Annotated in this window: 14 protein-coding genes and 1 pseudogene; 5 read left to right on the top strand and 10 right to left on the bottom strand. The window is 71.8% G+C overall.

Going from position 1 to position 21,604, the window contains the following annotated elements; translation table 11 throughout:
* Nucleotides 1-41: 41 nt before the first annotated feature.
* Together ACTWP8_RS33535 and ACTWP8_RS33530 are read right to left on the bottom strand one after the other, a co-directional pair.
* Entirely contained in the window at nucleotides 42-1,475 is a 1,434-nt protein-coding gene (locus ACTWP8_RS33535) for a restriction endonuclease (protein ID WP_443325856.1), read from the bottom strand.
* A 155-nt stretch (nucleotides 1,476-1,630) separates the two neighbouring features.
* Entirely contained in the window at nucleotides 1,631-1,855 is a 225-nt protein-coding gene (locus ACTWP8_RS33530; protein ID WP_443325855.1) for a hypothetical protein, read from the bottom strand.
* Nucleotides 1,856-1,935: 80 nt separating this feature from the next.
* On the opposite strand from ACTWP8_RS33530, the gene ACTWP8_RS33525 reads away from it, so the two are divergent.
* On the top strand, nucleotides 1,936-2,244 hold the full coding sequence (locus ACTWP8_RS33525) for a hypothetical protein (protein WP_443325854.1): 309 nt from the start codon (nucleotides 1,936-1,938) through the stop codon (nucleotides 2,242-2,244).
* A 345-nt stretch (nucleotides 2,245-2,589) separates the two neighbouring features.
* On the opposite strand, the gene trpA is transcribed toward ACTWP8_RS33525, so the two are convergent.
* Nucleotides 2,590-3,489: a tryptophan synthase subunit alpha gene (gene trpA, locus ACTWP8_RS33520; protein ID WP_443325853.1), complete on the bottom strand. Its 900-nt coding sequence runs from the start codon at nucleotides 3,487-3,489 to the stop codon at nucleotides 2,590-2,592.
* A 491-nt stretch (nucleotides 3,490-3,980) separates the two neighbouring features.
* Here trpA and ACTWP8_RS33515 point away from each other — a divergent pair, with 491 nt between their 5' ends.
* Entirely contained in the window at nucleotides 3,981-4,703 is a 723-nt protein-coding gene (locus ACTWP8_RS33515; RefSeq protein ID WP_443325852.1) for a BlaI/MecI/CopY family transcriptional regulator, read from the top strand.
* 305 nt (nucleotides 4,704-5,008) lie between these two features.
* Here ACTWP8_RS33515 and ACTWP8_RS33510 read toward each other — a convergent pair whose 3' ends face one another.
* From ACTWP8_RS33510 to ACTWP8_RS33500, 3 genes are all read right to left on the bottom strand, one after another.
* Nucleotides 5,009-5,212 (bottom strand): cold-shock protein, encoded by a 204-nt coding sequence (locus ACTWP8_RS33510; protein WP_443325851.1) that lies wholly within the window; start codon nucleotides 5,210-5,212, stop codon nucleotides 5,009-5,011.
* Between the two features lie 274 nt (nucleotides 5,213-5,486).
* Complete coding sequence (locus tag ACTWP8_RS33505) at nucleotides 5,487-7,370, bottom strand: hypothetical protein (RefSeq protein ID WP_443325850.1); 1,884 nt, start codon at nucleotides 7,368-7,370, stop codon at nucleotides 5,487-5,489.
* A gap of 493 nt (nucleotides 7,371-7,863) precedes the next feature.
* A complete protein-coding gene (locus tag ACTWP8_RS33500) occupies nucleotides 7,864-8,484 on the bottom strand; it encodes a hypothetical protein (protein ID WP_443325849.1) in 621 nt (206 codons plus the stop codon).
* Between the two features lie 1,464 nt (nucleotides 8,485-9,948).
* On the opposite strand from ACTWP8_RS33500, the gene ACTWP8_RS33495 reads away from it, so the two are divergent.
* Together ACTWP8_RS33495 and ACTWP8_RS33490 are read left to right on the top strand one after the other, a co-directional pair.
* Nucleotides 9,949-11,148: a pyridoxal-dependent decarboxylase gene (locus ACTWP8_RS33495; protein WP_443325848.1), complete on the top strand. Its 1,200-nt coding sequence runs from the start codon at nucleotides 9,949-9,951 to the stop codon at nucleotides 11,146-11,148.
* A complete protein-coding gene (locus tag ACTWP8_RS33490; RefSeq protein WP_443325847.1) occupies nucleotides 11,145-11,837 on the top strand; it encodes an NUDIX hydrolase in 693 nt (230 codons plus the stop codon). The genes ACTWP8_RS33495 and ACTWP8_RS33490 overlap by 4 nt, the downstream gene beginning before the upstream one ends.
* 135 nt (nucleotides 11,838-11,972) lie before the next feature.
* Here ACTWP8_RS33490 and ACTWP8_RS33485 read toward each other — a convergent pair whose 3' ends face one another.
* Nucleotides 11,973-13,544, bottom strand: a complete 1,572-nt coding sequence (locus ACTWP8_RS33485; RefSeq protein WP_443325846.1) for a hypothetical protein — start codon at nucleotides 13,542-13,544, stop codon at nucleotides 11,973-11,975.
* A 462-nt stretch (nucleotides 13,545-14,006) separates the two neighbouring features.
* The gene (locus ACTWP8_RS33480) at nucleotides 14,007-14,597 is read right to left on the bottom strand and encodes a hypothetical protein (protein ID WP_443325845.1); all 591 of its coding nucleotides are present in this window, start codon (nucleotides 14,595-14,597) and stop codon (nucleotides 14,007-14,009) included.
* Nucleotides 14,598-15,666: 1,069 nt separating this feature from the next.
* Between ACTWP8_RS33480 and ACTWP8_RS33475 the strand changes: the two genes are divergently transcribed.
* Nucleotides 15,667-16,020 carry a hypothetical protein gene (locus ACTWP8_RS33475; protein ID WP_443325844.1) on the top strand — a complete coding sequence of 118 codons (354 nt, stop codon included), beginning with the start codon at nucleotides 15,667-15,669 and terminating at the stop codon, nucleotides 16,018-16,020.
* A gap of 52 nt (nucleotides 16,021-16,072) precedes the next feature.
* Here the strand turns inward: ACTWP8_RS33475 and ACTWP8_RS33470 are convergent, their stop codons facing one another.
* On the bottom strand, nucleotides 16,073-16,798 hold the full coding sequence (locus ACTWP8_RS33470) for a hypothetical protein (RefSeq protein WP_443325843.1): 726 nt from the start codon (nucleotides 16,796-16,798) through the stop codon (nucleotides 16,073-16,075).
* Between the two features lie 2,452 nt (nucleotides 16,799-19,250).
* A pseudogene (gene mobF / locus ACTWP8_RS33465) lies at nucleotides 19,251-21,506 on the bottom strand (MobF family relaxase); the annotation flags it as partial.
* Nucleotides 21,507-21,604: the final 98 nt, after the last annotated feature.

Here is a 21,604-nt window from a genome sequence, read left to right as displayed (position 1 = left end):
ACCGGCTCCCAGCCCACTTGACCGGCGAGGGCTCCAGCTCGCTACCAGTCGGCCACGGGTCGCAGGGCCAGGGCATCGGAGGTACGCGCGTACTCCCACCAGTGCAGGTGGTACGCCTCCTTGGGCTCATGGAGCTGATGGTGCGACCGCAGGGCACAGACGAGCAGTTCGCTCTCTGCGACCCGGCCCGGCCACTCGTCCGGGAGATGCCGGGCCTCGCCTCGGTGCGGATATCTCACCACAAGGCCAGTGACCCACTCTGCAGGCGCACCATCGGAGTCCGGCAGGTCCAGCTCGCTGTGCGAGACGACGTAACCGACGACCTCCAGCGGCACCCTCTGCTCAGGGTGGTGCCGAACGACTGCCGGGCTGTTCAGCGGACGGAAGTAGCTGAATGTTGCGGCGTCGAACTGTTCGAACAGGTGCCGGATCGGCTGGAAGTCCACGGGTACGCCGGGCAGCTGGAACGACAGGTGACAGTCGTAGACCGCCCGAGAACGGTGGCTGGCGATGCTCGCGGTGAGGGTGTAGAAGCCTCCGCCCTGGCACGTGTCGAAGTAGGTGACCTGCTCGGTGTGGTGGGCGTCCTCCAGGCTCTCTTCGCGCTTCTTCCAGGCACGCAGCGCCTCAACGAACTCCCGGGCGCCGACGCCGTGCCAGTTCGCGCCTGACTGCTGGATGTTCCACTGCGGTTCGGCACTGGTCCAGCCCATCGAGTCCAGCCCGTACAGCAACTCCACGATGCCGTCCTCGTTGTACGGCCTGACCGGCACATCGAGAGAGACACCGCTGCCGCTGCCGAACGCCCAGTCCACGTCCGGCAGCTCCGGCACGAAGACGAACTCCCCGAACCCGCCCCCGGACGTGACGTACGGCAGCGGCTGCAGGTCGAGGTCGAGCAGCCGCGCCTCACCACCCGGCAGGCCGGTGGCCGGCCGGCGCCGACGCCGGGGCTTCGGGCCAGCAGCGAGATGCACGCGGCCGTGGGTGATCAGTTCCTCCCGCTTCACCTGCAGGAGGTTGACCAGTGACCTCGGTGTGCTCAGGACCTGCGTCAGCTCGTCTTCACCGAACAGCAGGATCGGCCCCCGATCCCGGCGCACCCGCAGGTCCTCCACCGCCGAGTCGGTGAAGCCGTTCACGCTGATGATGACGCCGATGACAGCGGATGAGGCGGCCCGCTCCATCCGTGACCGGACGGAATCGAAGACGTTGATGTCGGCTGGCTCGTTGTGCCACTTGGCCTCGATCAGGTACCAGGTGTCGCCGTAGCGGGCCACCAGGTCCGTCTGCCGCGGTTTCGCGACGGATGCGTTGCGGTCGACCCGAAAGTGGGCCCGCCTGAACAACTGCTCCAGCAGCACCTCCAGCTGGTAGCCCCGCTTGTGCGCGGACGGCAGTGCCCCAAGCTGCTTGAAGTCCGCCAGCAGCGAAGACCCTCCCGCTCTGACGCGTTTCCCCTCACCGGCAGCCATGGGCTCCCTCCCTGTCTTGATCCTCGACGATGGACTCTCTCAGCTCCACCACGGGGTCGGGAGCCGCTTTCGACCGGAGAGGAACCCCCGGGGTGCGCACCGTGCGAAGGCCTTCACGCTCCTCAGTGCAGGACCGTGGCCGCTTCGGCCCGGCATCAATCGCCGAGCACGCCGACCAAGGCCGTGCCCTGTGCGGTCGCCTCCGCCACCACCGCGTCTTCGGCACGGCAGCTCATCCACACCAGGGTCGTGCTGTAGACGCTCTGGGGGTGGACGTACGTCCCCGCCGAGGAGGGAATCACCAGTGCCGGGCCGACCGCGGGCTCGTATCCATGGGCGGCGAAGAAGGCGCGGGCGCGGGGACGCACTTCGGCGACCATGACGCGCGCGCCTCGGACGGCGCGAAGCCGCCATCGACCGGCTGGCCGCTCTGACCGGCTGCGAGCGCCGCGGGGCAGCCGTGAGCAGGGCTCAGGGAATCCTCCGCGAGCACGACGCCCCAGCGTCCTGGGCCGACAGCGCCCGCGACAAGCCCGCGCTGAAGAGCAGCCGGAAGAAGCAAGCTGCCAGCCGCGCTCCACGTGGCCCGAAGTATCCGGACGTGGGCGAGGTCCTCAACGAACTCGAAGCATACGAGCGCCAGCACACTGCCGACCGGCATGTCCGCGCGCTGGCGGGCATGAGCGGCACCACACCACGGCCGTTCGACGCCGGCCGCGTCAACGGCACGGTCACCGTCGCCTTCGAGACCGACCGCCACCGCCACTAACCGCGTGTTCCTCCCCCCGGAGCAAGCCTGACCAGGCAGCCGTGGCGTACCGGCTGCCTCCAACCGCCGAGGTGCGGTGCATGTACCTCGCCGGGCTCGCCGACAGCGGCCCCGGCCCCGACACCACCGTCCACCGGCACGCGGCCGCCATGCGTGCCGTTCTGGCACCGCAGCAGATACCCGGCAGTTGGCGGCTGCGGGCTAGGGAAACCATTAACCCGGCCTCGCTCGATGAGCCGGACACCGAGCACGCGGCGTTGGGGCACAGCCCGGTTGCAGGCGGCAACGCCAGCCCTGGCCGGGCTGCCGGGGTCAGCGGCCCGTGGGCGGGTCGGCATGGCTGCCTCACGCGGCTGATGGCGTGCTCGCTGTCGGCTCCGGTGCGCGGTCGAGCGCCGGGCGGCGGACTTCTGCGGCGAGGCGGGCGGTGAGGGCACCCGCCGCGTCGATCTGCTCCGATGGGCCTTCGGCGGCGTCCACGCCGCGGATGAGGGCGGATCCCACGATGACAGCGTCGGCGATGCGGCTAGCGGTCGCGGCGTGTGCGGCGCTGGATACCCCGATGCCTACCCCGATTGGCAGGTCGGTGACCGTGCGCAGCCGGTTGACGAAGGCGGGCAGGCCGGTGTGCAACGGTCCGGTGGATCCGGTGACGCCGGGGACCGCGGGGGCGTAGAGCATGCCGCCGGCGGCCGCGCAGATGCGGGTCAGGCGGGCGTCGGTGGTGGTGGGTGCGACGACGAACACTGTGTGCAGGCCGGTACGGTGTGCGGCGGCCAGCCAGGCGTCGGCTTCCTCGATGGGAAGGTCGGGGAGGATCACCCCGGCGGCGCCCGCTGCGGCGATGTCGTCGGCTGCTCGCTCAAGCCCATAGCGGGCCAGCGGGCCGTAGTAGCTCATCACCAGCAGGCTGGCGGGCGCGGAGGCAAGGTCGCGGATAGCCGCGATGAGGTGGCGGGCGCGGAACCCGGCGGCGAGTGCCTGGGTGGCGGCCCGCTGGATGACAGGGCCATCCATCATGGGGTCGGAGTATGGCCAGCCGAGCTCGATGACGTCCGCAGTTTCGGCGAGGCGGTGGAGAATCCGCAGACTCTGGGACGGGGTGGGGTAGCCGACCGGCAGATACGTGGCGAGAGCTGCCCGGCCCTCGCCGCGGGCCGCCGCGAACGTGCGGTCCAGGCGGGCGGCCGGCCAGGCACCCGGAGGGGATGGAGGTGTGCTGCCCCCACGCCAAGTCGAGATCATGAGGTGAGGCAAACAGGTCCAGCTTCACTTCGGGGTCGTGGTCGGCCGTTCATCCCGTCTGCGGAGCCCGCGGTCGCGTGCTCTCTCCCGTCGGGTGGGAGCAGGCAGTTGACCGCGGGCTCGCCCTCCGTCACGGCGGCAGCGATGGCTACTCCTCCCATCAGCTGAGTCTGCCAGCTGTCATGGTCTCCCCGAGGGCGGGAGAGCGACGTACGGTGCCAGGCAGGTTGGACGGCTCACAGTGCCGGTTCAACCGGTAGGGACTGGGACCAGAAGCCCGGCTCCCGGCGCCGCAGACCGCTGGGAGAGGGGAGTCGGTGCCCATGGCCGAGTGCTGGGTCCTGGCCGACCGTGATGCCCCAACATTGGGCACGAATGGGGTCACCCGTTGGTGCCCAAGGGGGTTACTGCTAAGCGCAACGGCAACTGCCGCCTGTCCAGTGTGAGTAGCATCCGGCAGCAACACCAAGTACGAGGAGAGCGAGCTGTTCGTGTCCAACGAGCCGGACAACACCAACATCCAGGATCGGTATGCGGCGCGGCTTGCGGCCGACCTTGAGAGCAACGAGAAGGAGCGGGAGGCTATTCACTCGAAGATCGCGGACCTGCAGGCCCGTCTCGAGCAGCTCGACAACGAGCACGCGTGGCTGTCCACCATGCGGGGCACGGTGGTCGGGGCACCCGCCGCACGGGAAAGGGCGGCCCAATCGCCCGACGGCAATGCGGAAGCCGTCTTGGCGGAGCCAGCCGTGCAGGCCATTCCGCAGCCGCGGCGGGCGAAGAAGGCGGCCAGCGAGCCACGCGGGCGCCGGAAGAAGGCGGCGCAGGCCAAGCCCGCGGGTGAAGCGAAGGCGCCCAAGGCGGCAGCCAAGAAGAAGAGTGAGGGGCCCCCGCTGCGTGAGCTGATCCTGGACCTCCTCGCCCAGCACCACCAGCCGCGTATGGTCGGCGAGGTCGTCAACGAGCTGGCGGAGGCCCACCCGGAACGCGCTGCGAGCAACCAGGTGGTACGCAACACGCTGGAGGCGCTTGTCGCCAAGAACTACGTAGAGCGCGAGCGGAAGCAGGGCTCGGTGTTCTACACGGCGCGCGAGAACGACGCCGCCGCAGCTGAAACGGCACCCGAGACGGCCAGCGAGGCCGCGGCGCCCGAGGCGGCTGAGGAAAAGGCCGCCCCCGAGGCCGCCGAGGAGAAGGTCGCAGCTGAGGTCTAGCCGGGTGGTAGCTGGCGCCGGGGCGCGGCCTCCGGCGTCAGCCTGCGCAGTGTGCTCAACCGCTGCGCAGGGGCCCACGGTGCGCCCCGGTGGCCTGTTCGCCAAGGGGGCCCGAGACCGGGGCGGAGCACCGCTGGCGACCCCACCGCCCGCAGGGACCCGCGTCGCCGCCGAAGCTCGGCCACCCACCGCTGTGCCCACCGGCCCACGCCCGAGCGGTGGACAACGCCCCCCGATCCGCCGCCGGTCTGGACGCGCCGGTGCCCGCCCCCGGGCCGAGCGGGGACGGGCACCCGAGGTTCGGTTCAGGCGGGGGTGATGTTCTCCGCCTGGGGGCCCTTCTGCCCCTGGGTGACGTCGAACGTCACCTTCTGGCCCTCGGTCAGCTCACGGAATCCGCGACCAGCGATGTTGGAGTAGTGGGCGAAGACATCCGGGCCTCCCCCGTCCTGCTCGATGAAGCCGAAGCCCTTCTCCGAGTTGAACCACTTCACGGTTCCGCTGGCCATGCATGCCCTCCAAAGGCACTCGAGGTTGGCTCCCACACCGCGCGGGAACCGGAGGTGATCGCCCTGGTCCTCAAAGACGCTGAACAGCAAAACCGCCCGTGCATGTGCTCACGGGCGGAAGGTACTTCGGAACCACGACAGCTGGAGACGACGCTACACGGGCGGCGCTGCGGAAACCATGAAAACCCCCACGTCGGGCTCCCTCGCGGTGGGCGCGGTCATGGCCCGGGGCACGGCCTGCGGCGGCACGGTGGCGGGGGCAGGTCAGGTCACGTCAGGGCAGGTGGGCGATCTGCCCTGTGCCTGGCTGCTGGAGGTGGTGCGTGTGCTGGGTGTCGTCGGCGCGCAGTGGCTCGGTGGCGGCTGCCGGGGGCTGGACGGCGCGTTCGCGGGAGGGGGTCTTGATGCGCGCGGCGCGCGCGGCCAGGCTGCCGGAGGCGGAGGGTTCCATCCCCGCCACGCCGTCCAGCACCTTCACGGCGCGCAGGGTGGGCGGACGGCTCGCGCGCAGGTCGGCGAAGCGCTGCTCGGCGTTTTCGACGTCGGCGCGCGCCTGCTCGACCTGCTCGCCGGTTACCGGCTGGCGGCCGAACTCCACGTAGCCGCTTTGGTGGTTGGCCTCCAGTTCCCTGAGGCGCCGCCCGGCCTGGCCGATGGCATCGTAAGCGCGGGTGTATGCGTCGATGCCGAGACCGGAGTGCTCGATCAGCTGGGTGCGCAGCGTGTGCAGGCCCTGGCGGCCGGTCAGTTTGGGGAACAGGTTGTGCAGGGCGTCCCGGGTCAGCTGCCGCTGCTCGGCGAGGACATCGGCGATCCGGCGCTCTCCGGCCTCCACCTCGGCCATGAACGCCTGGTGGGTCTGCCGAGGGTGCTCACCGGGCTGGGCGCTGCGTTCGGTGGCCTGCGAGGCGGCGATGATGAGCTCGTGCGTGGCGGGTGTGGCGGCTTCCTCGGCGTCGGCCAGGATGCTCGCGTGCATCAGCATCGCATGCTGGGCATCGAGTTCGGCCAGCCGGTCCTGGTAGTAGTTGCGCCACGAGGCGGCGTGATCCTGTGCCGCGCGCTCGTCGCTGGTCGGAGGCTGGGCGAGGTCGCGGTGGGCGGTGACTTCGGCCAGGCGCCCAGTGGCATGGGTCAGGTCTTCCATGATCCGTTCAGCGGCGCGGCGGGCAGCGGGCGAACGCAGTCGCCATGCTGCGGCGGCCTGCAGATCGTCCAGGAGCGGTTTCGGGTAACCGGGGATGGCCGGGGGCTGCTGCTCGGGGTCGGTGGGTGTGGCCGCGGTGGCTGGGGCCGGGGCCGGGATGGCGTCGGCTTCCTGCAGGGCGTCATCGAAGGCGGCGCGGGCGTCGGCCAGCAGGCTCTCTTCCCCGGCTCCGATCTGGGCCAGGGGTCGTAGATAGAAGCGGGCGGCCTGGTGAGCGGGGTGGGCCGGGTCGGCGTACGCGACGATGACGGGTGCGGTGTCCGGGTGGTGGGAGATCAGGTGGCCCATCAGTGTCTGCTGCGCGGCACGGGCGCGGCCGTCGACTTGGCCGGCCTCGGAGCCGAAGGTGAGCCGTTCCAGCAGGCGCCAGGCGCGTATGAGTTCACCGAGCTGGGCCCCTTGCGGGTCGTCGGCCAGGGCGAGGGCGGTGAGGGTATCGCGGGCGGCCGCCTGCATCAGCCCCGGCCCCTCGGGCTGCGGATCGGTGTAGAGCGAGGCGAGGTGGGCCATGACGGCGGTGTCGGGGACGGTGCCCAGGGCGAGTGCCCAGATCTGGCCACCGCGCTGCCATGAGGACAACTCGGGTGTCTCGGGCAGCCATGGGCGGGGGCCGTCGGGCTGGAAGAACCGGATCCGGGCGTCGATCCATTCGGCGGCCTCGGCCTGCAGCGCGCGGTGCAGCAGCTGGGTGGCGCCGGTGGCGGTCTGCGCGGCGGAGCCGAGGTGCTGTTCGGCGTCGGCCAGCAGCTGGTGGGGGGCCAGCGGCTGCCAGGTGGCGCCGGCATCGTGGCTGACGTGGCCGGTGACGGCCAGGTATTGCTCGCGCTCGTGGGTGAGGTACCAGCGCATCGCCAGGACCGGATCGTTGATCAGCAGGCCGGGCCCGTCCGCGTCGAGCCAGGGGTGGGTGTATGTGCTGGACAGGGCGTACAGCCGGTCGGTGTCGGACACGCGGAGTCTCTCCCCTTTTCCCCGGGCGGTTGTGCCGCTGGGTGCTGTGGGGTTCAGGCTGACGGTCGCTCGGCGGCGGCAGCCGCTCGACGGGGTGCGGCTCCCGTGGGGCGGGAGCAAAGTTGGCCTGCGGGAGGCAGGGGACGGGAGGCAACCCGCCGCGCGCCTGCGGGCTACGCGACGCAGCCAGTCGGGTGGTGCCTCGGATCCGGTGGCACGTCATGACAGCGGGTTGCGCGGCGACCGCGGCGGTCTGGCCAGCGTTCCGGAACAGCGATGGCATGATGCAGCGCCTGCGCACCTCTCGGTTCCCTCTTCCACCAGACCGGAGTCCGGAATCGCGCGGGCAGTCGTCACCACCGGGCCAACGGAGTTTTGAAGATCAGTTCGGTACGGTCGCCGGGAAGCTCGACGATTTCGCTCAGTTCAACACCGATCGTGAAGAGCTGAGCCTGCGTTCCGCCTGGCCATGGCTTGCTCGGGAGTGGCTGGGTCAGTGGTGCCGGGTATCGGACTCGGATGCGCGTCGGCGGCGGCCGCCGACCCACACCGCGGTGCCCCCCAGGGCCACCAGCCCTACGACCGCGCCGATCCTCCAGGTGGCGTTGTCCGATCCGGCGTGGGCGAGCTGCGCCGACGGCGCGGGTGGCCGGGGCTGGTGCGGTGTCGGCGGCGGAGTGTCGGCGGGCGGTGTGCTCGGGGTCCTGGTGTCAGCGAGGGTGACCGTGACCTGGGCTGCGGGCTGGGCGGTGAAGCGCGGGGGTGCGGCATCCGCCTGATTTCCGGCCGGGTCCGTCGTCTGACCCGCCCAGGAGTCGGTGCCGTCCTTGAGCGCCACCTCCAGCTTGAGTTTGGCGGTTCCGTCCCTGCCGGTGGTGAGCTGGGCAACCTTCCTGCAGGGGCGGTGTTTGCCGACGGCGTCGCCGGTGTCGGTGTTGATGGTGATGACCGCTGCGGCGAGCGGCCGACCGGTGGTCTTCGGGTAAGCGGTGCCGTACGTGTCCGCCTGCCCGGTGGTCGCCTGCGCGGGCGACCAGGTCAGGGTGCCGACCACTCCGGCGGTGACGGCGATCGAGGCCAGAGGTGACGCCGCGCGGACGATGCGTGCGTGCATGGAGGGAAGGACCTCCTCGGTCGGGGAGGGTGTGGTGGAAGGCGCACAGGGCCGGGCACGGCAGCGCCCGCCCGGGAGGAGGGAGGAAGTGCCCGGGCGGGCGCTGGGGGAGGTTCCGGTGTCCGCTACGGGCGACAGGCGCGTGCGGCGAACGGACGGGACGGGCGTGGGCGCTGGGTCATGAGGCTCCTGGAGAACTCGAAGGCTGTCGGACTGGAGGGATCTCAGCAGGCTCAGCCCCTCCACGCCAGAGACAAACTGGGGTGAAGTTCGCTGATCCCTGGAGGTGGGAGACGGACTGCGATGGCGGTCTGGTGTGCGGGAGAAAACCGGCCCGGGCCATCGCATCCGGTCCGCCCGACGAACCCTCCCGGACGCGGCGGAGAACAGCGATGAGGGCCGCCCCGAGGACAATCGACGATGCCGGGTACAACGGCCGCAGAGCGAACCCGCCGCGGCCTGCGCCGGGGCCTGGGCGAACGGGGACGGGGCCGCACCCACGGGGAGCGCGGCGGACGCGGCGAGCGCCCGGGCGGAACGGTGCGGCGGAGCGAGAGACGAAACGGCACGGGCGATCCCCCTGGTATGTCGACGACTGGTGCGAGGAGCCTGCGTGCGCTGCCGGCGGCTGACCGTGATGACGGCGGTGCGGTACCAGGCGCCGGAACGGCAACCTGGATCGGCGTTGGGGGAAGTGGGAACAACGGGCCACCGCCTGTCGCGGGCGCCCGGAACACCTCACGTGGTGGGCGGGGCCGCCGGTGAGCTGGAACGCCATCCACGGGCGGGCGGTGCGCCGGTCCGGGCCCGGGCGGGGCCCGGGAATGTCGCGAACCTGCGCATGGGCCATCGCCTGCCTGCCTCTTCTGAAGGATCCGAGCCGGGGGGAAGCGCCGCCCGTACGCCTTGGCCCCGTAGGAGCGCGCACCGTACGGGCGGCACAACAGCGGCGCGGGGGCGGACCGCTGTTTGACGAGAAGCCCAACAGGGCGGGAACAAGGGCTTCAACGCCGCTTCCCCGTCGACGGGCGGGCTCGGCGTCATCTCCCACCAGGTGAGGCGACAACCCGGTGCGGCGGACCGTTGGCTGAGGCGGGCCCGCGCCGGTCAAAGCAGCCATGCGCCGACCAGGATGGATCCGCCTCGAGACCACTGCACGCGGACACGACGCAGCGGCGGCACCTCGCCCCATCGGTGCCGCCGCTGTGCTGTATGTAGTGCCGGATGCGTGGGATACGACTATGGTGCGGCGCGCCTCTCGCGGTCGTAACGGATCGGCACGCGGCGGTGAGCCCGCTGCTGTGGGCCGTCCGCGCAGTCCACCAGACGGGAGGCGCGGCGTTGTTGTGAGCCGCTTCCTCCCGTCCGGCGGTGCCGAGGAGGTTGGTGCGGCCCACACGGGCAGCAGGCGCGCGTAGATGGGCTGGCACCTGTCGTGACACCGACGCCCGTGGAGCCCATGTCATGAGCGCGAGCCCTGCCCCGATCCTGCCCGATGCGGGCCTGGCCATCGGGGCGCAGCCGTTCGATCCGGCGGCCGACACCGAGCACCTGCTGAAGCTCGCCCATGCCATGCGTGAGGAGGAGCGCCGTGTCCTGGGCTTCCCCGGGAACTTGGACTTCTCGCTGGAGGACCTCGCACCGCTGCTGGGGGTGTTCTTCAACTCTGTTGGCGACCCGGAGTCCTCCGATGCCTCCAATGTCGGTGCCAAGCCGTACGAGCAGGCGGTGCTGCAGTTCCTCGCCACCACCGCCGGAGCGGACTTGGTCGACACCTACGGGTATGTGGCCTCCTCCTCCAGCGAGGCGCTCCTGCACGCCCTGGCCGCCGCCCGCAGAGTGCTGCCCACGGCCTGCGTGTATGCCTCCGACCAGGCGCACTACAGCATCGCGCGGGCATGTGAGCTGCTGCGGATGGAGCTGGTGACCATCTCCTCGCTTCCCGAGGGCACCATGGATGCCGAGGATCTGCGCATCCAGGCATTCATCCGGCGCCGCCTCAAGCCGATGGTCGGCCGCGGCCCGGGCGCGATCGTGGTGGCCACCTGCGGCACCACCATGCGCGGCGCGGTCGATGACATCGTTGCGCTGCGCAAGGCCGCCTCGGCCGCCGGACCGGTGTATATGCACGTCGACGCCGCGAGCGGCGGCCTCATCGCCGCGCACAGCGATCCCGCGCCGAACTGGTCCTTCGCGCATGGCGCCGACTCGCTGAACATCTCCGGACACAAGATCCTCGGTCTGCCGGTGCCGGCCGGCGTGAGCCTGGTGCGGCGCGAGCTGTTGCCCGAGACGAATGCTGCGGAGTACCTGGCCGCCACCGACCGCACCCTGGCCTGCTCGCGCAGCGGGCTCGCCACGCTGCTGCTGTGGGCGCGGCTGCGCTCCCTGGGGCAGACCGGGCTGGCCGCGCTGGTCCGGCGGTGCCAGGACACCGCCGCCTACGCGGCCGGGCGGCTCGAAGACGCGGGGGCGAACCCGGGGCGCTTCCCCGGCTCGCTGACGGTCACTTTCGACCGGCCGCCCGCCTGGATGGTCGACAAGTGGCATCTGGCGTGCACCGGGCGGCTGGCGCACATCGTCACCGTCGGGCACGTCACGCCCGCGGCCGTCGATGAGCTCGTCGCCGACCTGGCCACCGCCCGCCGGGCGGTGGCCGCATGACGCTCGCTGTGCCGCTCCCCCGCTCGCTGTTCGTTCTTCCTGCCGAAGTCGGTGATCTGATGGACCACACGCCGCAGTCCGCGTACGCGCATCTGCGCGACCAGCGCCCCGAGTTGTTCACCAGCCCCACGGGCGACGGCGCGATCGAGCTCCTGGGGTGGCCGATGACACCAGGTGAGGTCGCCTACCAGGATGCCTGGCGGATGCTGGTGAAGGACCAGGTGCGCTTTCCCAACGGGCAGCAGGGCACCTACATACGTCTGCTCACCTCCCAGCGGGAGCCCGGCGTCGCCGTGCTGCCGCTGCTGGGCAGCGATGTGGTACTCATCGAGCACTTCCGGCATGCCACCCGCACCTGGCACTGGGAGATTCCCCGCGGCGGAGGCGCGGCTGGTCTGGCCGGTGCGGACAACGCGGCCAAGGAGCTCGAAGAAGAGATCGGAGCGACCGCCCGGGAGCTGATCCCGCTCGGGACGCTCCATCCCGACACCGGGATTTTGGCGGAAGCGGTGCTGCTGTACGCGGCGCGGATCGACACGGTCGGCGAGGTCGCACACGGCGAGGGCATCCGTCGGGCCCGCACCGTCTCCTTCACCACGGCGGAAGAGCTGGCCGGGGAAGGTGAGATCACCGACGCCTTCACCATCGCCGCGCTCTTGCGCGCGCGCCTGGCCGGGCTGGGCAAGTGAATCAATTTCCCCATCCTGCGGCCGAGGGCCTCCCCCACGATGAAGACCGGCCCCAGCACCTGCCGCGCCGGTGGATCGTTGGAACTCCTGGCGTGGGCGATACACGCCTGCTTCTCACAGAGCCGAGCACGTGAGTTACGGCTGCACCCCGGGCGTGAGTGAGCCCGCCGTGAGCGCCTGGGCCTGGCCCTGCTCGGCTGCGGATACCGCGTGCCTCGAGGCGGGGGCCGCAGGAATCACCGCGGCGGGGCGCGCCATAGCCGCCTCGAGGCGTTCGCGGATGCGGTCCTCGTCCAGGGGCAGCAGCTGATCCAGTTGCTGCCGTACGGCCTGGAGGCGCTCGATCTCTTCCGGTGTCGCTTCGCGCCGGTGTGGCGGCACGGGTTCCTGCTGCAGGTAGGTGATCTGGCCGTCCAGGATCTGGCGGGCGCGATCGATGCTGCCGAAGGCCTCCTCGACGCGGCGTGTTGTCTGCCCGGCCGCGACATCGGCGAGTTCCTGGGGAAGGAGTTCGGGCGGGGGGCCGGGGGCAGCGAGCCTGCCCAGCGCGTCATGCAGGATCTGTAGGTGCGCCTCGCGTGCGTGCAGGTAGGCGGAGGTTGCGTGGAGCAGGTCGGGGTCGGCGAAATAGTCCGGGCCGTCCTCGGCGAAGGATGTCTCACGCTGCAGGGCCAGCTGGTTCACCGCGTCGTCCGCGGTGAACGACTGACCGCGCCAGGCGGTGGCCGGACCGCTGGGCTGAAGGGCACGCACCGGGATCGGAAGCGCGTCCAGGAGCTGCTGGGCGGCCCGCGTCCGCCCGCCGTGGGCGGCAGCGGTGTAGGCGCGGACGGTCTCGCGCGCCTGCCCCAGTTGCGCGGCTCGCTGCGGATCCAGGCCGGGTCGGGATGGGCCAAGCAGGCGGCCTGCGGTGCCGCGCTGGTCGATGTGGTGGTCGGTGATGTCCGGCTCGAGGACGGCCCGCAGCTGTTGCGCGTGCGCGTCGCGCAGCGCGATCTGGTCCAGCAGCCAGTCGGAAGTCTCCTGCAGCACGGGGACGTCCGCGGTCAGCGCTACCAGGGTGCGCCAGTCCTCGACGAGTTCATCGCGGCTGCGGTACTCGCGCTCCAAGCGGTCGATGAGGCCCGTCACCTTCAGCCCCGTGTCGGTGATCAGGGCTTCGGTGGCGTCGTCCTGCTCCCCCGCATTCGCCAGTGCCTGGGCCGTCACAGCCGGGGGTGGGTAGCTGGTGAACTCGCGCATGTGGCAGGCCCAGGCGGTGGCCGCCGCGATCCAGCCGAGTTCGAGTCCCTGCGGGGCCTCGGCGTTGCGCCGGTACAGCCAGCTGCTCAGCAGGGAGGTCACTCGTGCCTCATTGGTCGCCGGGTCGCGCAGCAGGGCTGCGGTCAGCTCGCCCGGGGTGTACTCGCGCAGTCCACCGAAAGTGTTGAGGTCGGCGCCGATGATGGCCAGCTGCCGCTGCCTGTCCTCGAGCTGTATCCAGCGGCGCAGTGCCGCCTGCGGGCCGCCGCGCACGAGCTCCTCGAGGGCCAGTCGCCCGAGGTCGAAGTCCGGCCGGGCGACACCGGCTTGTCCCGTCACCGGGGCACGGTGCTGCTGGAGCGGATCCGTGCCCGGGCCTACCCAGGCCAGTGCGTACGCGTCCGTCCCCAGGTCAGACAGCCAGGCGGGAAGGTCTTCGGTGATGGGGATGGGCTGCTCGCTCATTACGGGGCGGCCTCTCTTTCGGCGGTCGGGCGCCACGCGGTCCGAGGACGGCGGCTGGCGGCAGCTTGCCTGCGGGTGTGACGGCGGGCGGCATGAGCTCGCGGGGAGTTCCGTGCGGCGGGAGGAGGGCTCGAACCATCAGCGCCAACGTCCCGCCGCGCGGGACGCCGGGGGCGGCACCGGCGTGCGCCGCGCCTTGGCAATCAGGGTGGCGACGAGAGCGCCCGTGGTCCGGCTCGCGGCGCCCGCCGCTGTCCGTAGCCGCCCGCCATTCGGCGGCCCTGGCGTCGGCGCCGCGGCACACCCGCCCCGATACAGCCTGAGAGAGGAACGTGTCTGGTGAATCTACGCCTGCTGCCGCGCCCGTATGGGCGGCGCACTCCGGCCCGAGAGGGACCGGCGACGGATACCGCGGAGGCCAACCCACCCGAGAGAAACGACGTGGCCCCCGCCGCAGCCGCCTTAGTGTCCCTGCCCGTTGCGCGGACGGCGCGGGCGCCGCGGCCCGGAGCGGGGACGGCGGCGGCGCGGAGGGTCGCCGGCGGCCGGGTCGGAGGGGGAGGAGAAACCGGTCGGCACGCTGGAACGCGCGGGCGTCGGAACCTTCTTGGCGGGCTTCGTGGTCGCGGCGGACCGGGCTCGGTCGGCACGGCCGACGATCGTGGCGTGGGCGATCAAAGGGGCGCAGCTCTCGCAGACTTCTTCCACGGTCCACTCCCGGCCGACCGTCGGGTCATGGCGCAGGATCATCACCACCCCACCAGCACAGCGCACCTTGGCCTGGTGGGCGGCGCAGTGCTGGGCGCGGCAGTGGCAGGAGGCGTTGGGCCGGATCGTGGCCGCCCGGGCATGGGCGGCCGCGTGTTGGGCGGCGAACGTGCGCAGAGCGGCGAGGTTCCTGGAGCGGGGCGGCATCCGGCACGCGACGGTGCTGCAACTGACGGAGGCAGTGCGGTCGCTGTGGCCGGTCAAGCGGACCGTCCAGGACCGTCCAGGGATGCGCTCGGTAGAGGATTCGTTGTACGCAGTCGTCACGGGCAGCCGTCCGTTCATGGTTGATCGCTGCGATGTCCGGTCCACTATGTGCTACCCGCGGCGTGCTTGGGCAGTAGGTATCCGGCGCGACGCGGCACGGTTCCAGGCGCTGAGTCGGATGGATGCCGTGGTGTCCCATCAGGCGGCCGGGGGGCCTGATGCCCAGTGCGGTGCGGACCCCGGCTCGAGGGCGGCTGTGACGAGGAGCGCTGAGATGACCTGGATGAAGCGGTCAAGCTGCTGACAGGGGACAGCGATGAGGTGCGCCTGGGCACTCTCGCCGTGTCGAGGCCACCGAACATGGCGCGTACGGCGAGGATGCTGTGGGAGCCAGCGGGTCGACTTTGCCGGAGCTGACCGCGGCCGCCGAGCAGCTGGTGGGCTCGCCACAGGACATTCCGGCAGGCGGTTCGCCGCCCGAGGAGATACCCCGGCGCGCGCCCGCGCCGGGCCGGACCGGTCCGCTGAGCACCCACTGGTTCCCGGCGCGTACGCGCTTCAGGAGACGTGCGGTCTGGCCTGTCAGGAGGCTCGTGGGGGCCGACATTCGTGGCCGCGGCCATCGGGCAAGGAGGCGTCGTGAGGCTGAAGTTCACGTGGGGGGCGACTCTTCGAGCCTGTTTCCAATCCCAGCGACCCAGCCGCGTCCTCTACACGCCGATACTGTGGCTGCTCAAGCCGAAGGAGGGACTTCATTGGAGGACCGATCAGAGATCCCGTCGGAAGCCGGTACGCCGTCTGACCTTCCGGGCATCCTTGACACGCTGGCTCGCGCAGGCCGGAGTACCTACCTCAGCGAAGACGATCACCCCGACTCGCGCCCACAGTTCATCCCGCATCGTCTTGAGGACTTCGACTGCGGATGAGGAGACCCGTTCGATTGGCGTCCTTGTGATGGCAACAACGAAACGGCGGCCTCCTCAGCAGAGGGCAGCAAAGAGCGGTTGACCTGTAGCAACTACTTCAAAAACAGGCACTTCGTGGTGGTGCGGACCGGGCTACACCGGCGGGCTTACGTCCGGGGCGTCGCGGTCGATGGCCGGGCCGCCGTGCTGGTCGCAGACCTCACCGAGGGGCTCGGCACCCGGTGCTGCTGGCCCGGCGTGGCGATGCAACGAACGTTTATCTCCTTGATGCCGCGGGCGAGCCGCTGGCCAACCACGATGGCGGGCCGGAGTCGGCGCCGCCGGTCTGGCCCATCGCGGTGGCCTCGGTGCCGGATGATCCAAAGGCGCTGATGGACATCTCCCTGGAGCCGGTGCCGGGCACCAGTGTGGGTATGGCCGGGAACCGCCGCGACACGGTGGAGGCCGCGGCCGAGTATCTGATTCGCCACTATCGGCCCGCGCTCGACCCCCGCCGCTCCGCCGTGGGAGTGGGACACCCCGTGGCGGCCGGCCCCGCCCGCGGACTGAGGTGCCCGCTGGCGAGCGGAGGTTGAAATGCCGCCTGTGGTGGAGAGAGTCGGGCCGTGGCAGCGCGACCGGCGCCTGTCACCGGGCCTGGGCTGTAGTGGTGCTGGTGGCTGCGCGGGGGTGGCGGATGAGGACACGCGGGTTGAGCGGGCCAGGGATGAACCCGCGGCGTACGTAGGCCCGGTGGGTCTCCGCGCTGCCGGGCACGACGACCAGGCCGACCTGCTGGGCATCGGCGCATGCGAGCGCGGCGCGCACGAGGCGGCCCGCTGAGAGCTGGTCGTCTTCGTGTGCGAGGAGCGTTCCGGCCTCCCACCAGGTCGATCCGGTCTTGCGCAAGTGGTGGACGGTGATGGCGGCGGGGACGGCGGCGCGCCCGCGCAGCAGCACGTTGCCCGTCTCCAGGAGCAGCGGGGCGATCGCGGCCAGCGCTATGCCGTAGGCAATGGCCGGCGGGATGTGATGGGTGACGGCGTATGCGGCAGCCTCCAACGGCAGCCAGAGCCAGAGGGAGGTGACCGCGGTGCCGAGGAGGAAGACGGCCGTATAGGCGGTGCGGCGCGGCCAGGACATGCGGGGCCCGGTGACGGACAGGGTGGCGCTGCCGTAGCCGAGCAGGCGCCCGCCTGCGTGCATGACCGCGAGTCCGAACAGCCATAGCCACCCGGCGGCGGGCCGGGTGAGCGGGTGCACGGGGCGCGGGCCCAGGCGACGCAGGGCGAGGGCGGCCAGGCGGGGCAGGTGACGCCAGTGGGCGTGCAGGTGGGCAGGGATCTGGGGGCTAGCGGGGCGGGTGGCGGTCATCGTGGGGCCTTTCTCAGCGGGTTGGGGGCCGGTGGCCGGGTCGGGTGATGTCTGGTTCGGACTGCGGGCGCATGGCCGTCGAGGGCGGCAGAAGGTCGGCGCGGGCCTGTGCGGTGCGCTGCCGTATCTCCTCCAGGCGGCGCTCGATGCGGGCCCGGGTGTACAGGTCGAGGGCGTCGGTGAGGTGGTCCCATTCCTCGCCGTCTGGGCCTGGTGGGCGCGGGCCGAGGATGTCGTGGCCGGCGCGGTGGTGGCGGCGCCGGTAGTCGCTGACGGCGGTGATGAGGCGGGTGTAGGTGCGCTGCTCGTCCTCGTCGTCCTCGCCTGGGGCGGTGATCTCTTCCATCCACGACTCGGGGGCGCGCTCTCCGGCGAGCGCGGCGGCCAGTGCGTTCTGGGCCATGCGGGCGTCCGCCGCGGCGTGGGTGAGTGGTGCGATGCCGTACGGGTCGCGCAGGGCGGGGTGGTCGGGCAGAGCGCCGGAGGACGGCGGCGCGTCTAGGTGGGCGAGTGCCGCGGCCAGTACCACCGAGGCGGGCGCATCGGGGGGCGGCAGATGGACCGGGCGGCGGTGGCCGGTCAGGGCGCGGATGCGTGCGTTCAGGTCGTCCCAGGCGGCGGCGGTGTCGGGGTCGGCGGGGCGGGGGCCCAGGCCGGGCACGGAGGTGATGGCGTGGCGGGTGCGCCACAGTTCCATCAGGGCGCAGGTGTTGGCCCAGGCTGCGCGCCGCTTCGGGGAGCGGGTGGAGGGGGGCGGGCCCAGTGGCCGGGCCCAGGCGGGCGGGCTGGAGGCTAGGGTCTGGCCGCGTTCGGCCAGTGAGCGGGCCAGGATGCGGTGGCGCTCGGCCAGGTGCATGCGCCAGTGCTCGGGGGTGTCGGGATGGGCCAGTGCGGTGCGGTCGGCGACCCAGTCGGGGACGTCGCCGCGGTGGTTGGGCCGGTGCGGCAGATGGTCGGGGAGCCTCTCGCGCAGCCGCAGCTCGGCGGCGATCTTCTCGGTGACGGCTTCGGCGCGGGCCAGTGCGGCCTTGGCCTGGTGCTGGCGCTGCGCGGTCGTCGTACGCCGGGCCTGGCTCTGCCGGCGGGTGGCGGCCATTGATTGGGTGGCGGTGGCCGGGCGGCTGGGGGCCTGTTCGCGTTGCCAGTCCTCGCGGGCCGCGTCACGCCAGTTCAGGGCCCGGCGCAGCGCGGCTTCGCCGGTGAGGTCGGCGATGGTGTGGCGGGCGGTGGCTGACAGGGGGGTGTTGGTGCGCTGGGCGCGGCGGATCTGGGCGCGGATGGTGGCCATCTGGGCGGCCAGTTCGCTGCGGGTGAGCGGGCCGAGCAGGCGGTCGGGCCAGGCCGGGTGGGTGTGGCCGGCGCGGGTGGTGACGGGGGTGGGCAAGGCGGTGTACGCGGCGTCGGCGGCCTTGAGTGCGTCGCGGGCGGCGGCGCGGTGGGCGGCGGCGAGGCGGGTGAGGGTGGCCAGCTGGCGCAGGGAGAGGGCTGCCAGTGGCCGTTGGCGGTCGTTGTGTTGGGCTTCGGCGGCATCGGCGAGGCGTTCGCGCAGCCGCCAGGTGAGCACCGCTGCGACGTCGTCGGCGTCGTGAAAGCCGCGGCGCCCGGCGGTCTTGGTCAGCAGCCGCGGAAGGTCGAACCCGGCGCGTTCGGCGTCGCTCATGGCCCGGATGAGGGCGGGGAAGGCGTCGGCGGCCAGGAAGGAGGCGGCCCGGTCCAGGCCGAGGGTGTGCTCCAGGACGCCGGTCAGGCGTGCGGCGGTGGCGCGCTCACTGACGTCGGCGTACTCCGCGGCCAGCTGTCCGGGCGCGGTGATCTCCCGCTGCAGCGCGGAGATCGACTCGGTCGCTGACAGCTGCGCGCGGCGCCGGGCGGCGATGGAAGCGAGGACGTCATCGAGGACATCGCCGTCCTCGATCGCGACGTAGAGGCGGTTGGTGCGAGCGCCTCGGGTCAGCTGGACGTAGACGCCTTCGCGGTTGGAGCGTGCGGAGGCCAGCGCGTGGGAGGTGTCCACCGTCATGCCCTGGGCGCGGTGGATGGTGGAGGCGTATCCGAGCTCGCAGTGTTCGGCCACATAGGGGGCGGGCAGCCGGATCCGGCCGCGGTGGGCGGTGTGCCGGGCGATCACATCGCCGCTGCGGGTGAGGCGCTGGATGGTCCACGTGTCGCCGTTTTTTACGAAATCCTTTCCGCCGCGTACGGTCATGCGGCGCCGGTTGAGGCGGGTGACGATGACGTCGCCGACGTGGGCCTGCTGCCCGGCGCGCAGCGCGACGGCACGGCTGGTGTCAACCTCGCCGGCGGCGATGTGCCAGTCCTGGGCGCGGACGTTGAGGGCGGTGACGGTCGCGGTGTCGGCGGCTGTCATCAGCGAGGTGACGCCCCGGGCGGTGTCCTTGGACCAGGAGGCGAAGACCGCGTCGCACATCGCTTCGTGGGAGCCGGCGATGATCCGGCCCTTGTTCCGGTACCAGGTGAAGACGGCCCGGTTGTCTTCGGAGTCGCGCAAGGCCAGGGACGCGTCGGCCTCGCCGGGGGTGCGGAAGCGGTGCAGGCGGTCCAGCTCGACTGCGCCGCCCGCCCGGGCGATCAGGCGCAGCGCGCCTCCGGCCTCGACGGCGGCCAGCTGGTGGGTGTCTCCCAGCAGCCGCACCACCGCCCCGGCCGCTGTGGCATCGGCCAGGATCCGGTCCAGCAGACCGGTGCCTGCCATCCCGGCCTCATCGATGAGGACGACGTCGCCGCGGCCGAGCCGGAACTCCTTGTCGACCGGTTTTCCCTGGGCGGCGCGACCGCGTTGGTGGATCCAGGAGTGCAGGGTGTGGGCCTGGCGTTTCAGGTCGCCGCCGAGCACCTTGGCGGCGCGGGAGGACGGCGCGAGGGGGATCAGCCGCCCTCCGGCGGCGTCCATGGCCCGGGCCACCAGGCGCATCGCCGTGGTCTTGCCGGAGCCTGCGGGACCCAGACCGGCGAGCAGGAGCCGCTCGGAGAGGACGAAGGACCGGGCCAGTTCGCGCTGCGCGGCATCGAGCGGGCCCCGGTTGAGGGCGGCGACGCGGTTGAAGGTGCTGCGCCCGGCGGGGGGAATGACCCGGGTGCGGGCGGCGGCCAGCAGCCGGTTCTCGGCGGCCAGCAGGGAGCCGGTGGTGTAGGTGGCGGAGCCGATGGGCCGGTAGATGCTGGTGCCGTCCGGCCGGAGGAGGTCGGGGTGGCTGGGGTTGATCTCGGGTGGGGTGATGTCCAGGCAGTCCTCATCGGCCAGGACCTGTCCGGTGATGGCGTCGGCGAGGTGCGGTGGAGCGGTGACGCCGCCGAGGGTGCGCATCAGGTAGCGGCGTGCCTCTGCCAGGACGTGGCGGCGGCGGAAGGTGGTGCGGCGTTCGGTGACGGCGGCGAGCACTTCACCGGCCGCCTTGGTGAGGTCGATGTCGGTTTTGGTGGGCCCCATGCGGGCGGCTGCGGCCTGCGCGGAGGCGAGCAGGTTGTCGACCGCGGGGCGGCTGGTCGCTGCGATCGCCCGGCTTCGCCAGGACTGAAGCAACTCATCCAGGCAGCGGGCCTTGCGCTTGGCCGGGCGGGTGGCAGAGCGTGCCCACTCCAGTAGTGCGTAGCGGGCCGTGGCATCCGGCTGCCGCCCGTGGCGGCGCCGGTAGTCGTCGAACAGGGCGTCGCCGGTGCTGCGTACGGCAGCTCCGCGCTGGGCGAAGACGGCGCGCAGCCGGCCGTCGATGCCCGCGATCCGCATCACCGGCCGCTGCCCGGGCGTGACCTCGACCGCTTCGGTGCGCAGGCCCAGCCGGGCACAGGCCAGCTCCAGCGCCCGCTGGTTGAACAACTCGCTGGCAGTGACCACTTCGCGGAACAGCAGACGGCTGTCGAGGTTGCGCCACCGGCCGTCGGGTCCCTTGACCCGCGGGCTGATGACCACGTGCTCATGCAGCATCGGGTCCCCGGCCCGCGATTCGTAGTGGAGGAAGACGGTCGCGAGCAGCCCGCCGACTGCCCGCTGCTGGGCGATGCCTCCCGGACCGGTGCGCACCGCGAGCGCGTGGTCCTCCAGCCACCGCACCGCCTCGCTTCTGGCTTGGGCCAGCACCTCAAGGACGATCCGCCGCACGGTTGCGTCGCCCAGGGCGAACAGCAGCGACAGCTCTTCGCAGGAGAACGTCAGGTCGAAGCCGGTGCGGGCCTGACGCTGCGGCCCGGTGCGCGCGGCCAGGAACCGGCCGAGCTCGGCGCCATCAGCTGGCTTGCGGTGGTACTCGACTTCGAAGGCGTGTGCGGCGGTGCGCAGCCGCAAGTGTTGTGTCTCGGCCTTCGTCAGCGGGCGGCACAGCTGCTCGGCGGCGAACTGCGTGACCCGGGCGATCTCCTGGTCCAGCGGCGAGATCTCGGACAGTTGCGGCACCGCCGGACCGAGCTTGGCCGCTTGTACCGCCTGCTTGAGGGTGGCGCCGGCGGCCTGCTGCTCGATGAGGATCCGTTCCGCCTCCGGGTGCATGCCGAGCCCGAACAAGGCCCGCATCTGCGGGTCCGTCACCGTTCCGGACAGGCCCAGGGCGCGCGCAGCCTGCCCGTGCCACTCCCCCGGCGGAACGCCGGGGACGCTCGAGGACACCGTGACCTCACTGCCTTGGGCACCGTCCCCGGCCGCGATGTTGCGCCGGTAGTAGCGGTAGCCCTTGGCGGTGATCCCCTTCGCCGTCATGCCCACAGGGCCAGTCGAATCGTCCGCGCGGGCCGAACGGCGGCCAGCCCCGGAACCTCCCGAGGCCTCGGAAACAATCTCCAACAGCGTCCCGTCAC

Source organism: Streptomyces sp. 7N604, assembly GCF_052245475.1.
Classification (GTDB): Bacteria; Actinomycetota; Actinomycetes; order Streptomycetales; family Streptomycetaceae; genus Streptomyces.
The sequence above is the reverse complement of the archived record's forward strand: the minus strand, read 5'-3'. Positions and strand labels throughout refer to the sequence as shown.

Excerpts from the sequence above, each read along its gene's own strand:
- ACTWP8_RS33535 (WP_443325856.1), bottom strand. The coding sequence starts at position 1,475 with ATGGCTGCCGGTGAGGGGAAACGCGTCAGAGCGGGAGGGTCTTCGCTG.
- ACTWP8_RS33530 (WP_443325855.1), bottom strand. The coding sequence starts at position 1,855 with ATGGTCGCCGAAGTGCGTCCCCGCGCCCGCGCCTTCTTCGCCGCCCAT.
- trpA (WP_443325853.1), bottom strand. The coding sequence starts at position 3,489 with ATGATCTCGACTTGGCGTGGGGGCAGCACACCTCCATCCCCTCCGGGT.
- ACTWP8_RS33510 (WP_443325851.1), bottom strand. The coding sequence starts at position 5,212 with ATGGCCAGCGGAACCGTGAAGTGGTTCAACTCGGAGAAGGGCTTCGGC.
- ACTWP8_RS33500 (WP_443325849.1), bottom strand. The coding sequence starts at position 8,484 with ATGCACGCACGCATCGTCCGCGCGGCGTCACCTCTGGCCTCGATCGCC.
- ACTWP8_RS33495 (WP_443325848.1), top strand. The coding sequence starts at position 9,949 with ATGAGCGCGAGCCCTGCCCCGATCCTGCCCGATGCGGGCCTGGCCATC.
- ACTWP8_RS33490 (WP_443325847.1), top strand. The coding sequence starts at position 11,145 with ATGACGCTCGCTGTGCCGCTCCCCCGCTCGCTGTTCGTTCTTCCTGCC.
- ACTWP8_RS33485 (WP_443325846.1), bottom strand. The coding sequence starts at position 13,544 with ATGAGCGAGCAGCCCATCCCCATCACCGAAGACCTTCCCGCCTGGCTG.
- ACTWP8_RS33480 (WP_443325845.1), bottom strand. The coding sequence starts at position 14,597 with ATGAACGGACGGCTGCCCGTGACGACTGCGTACAACGAATCCTCTACC.
- ACTWP8_RS33470 (WP_443325843.1), bottom strand. The coding sequence starts at position 16,798 with ATGACCGCCACCCGCCCCGCTAGCCCCCAGATCCCTGCCCACCTGCAC.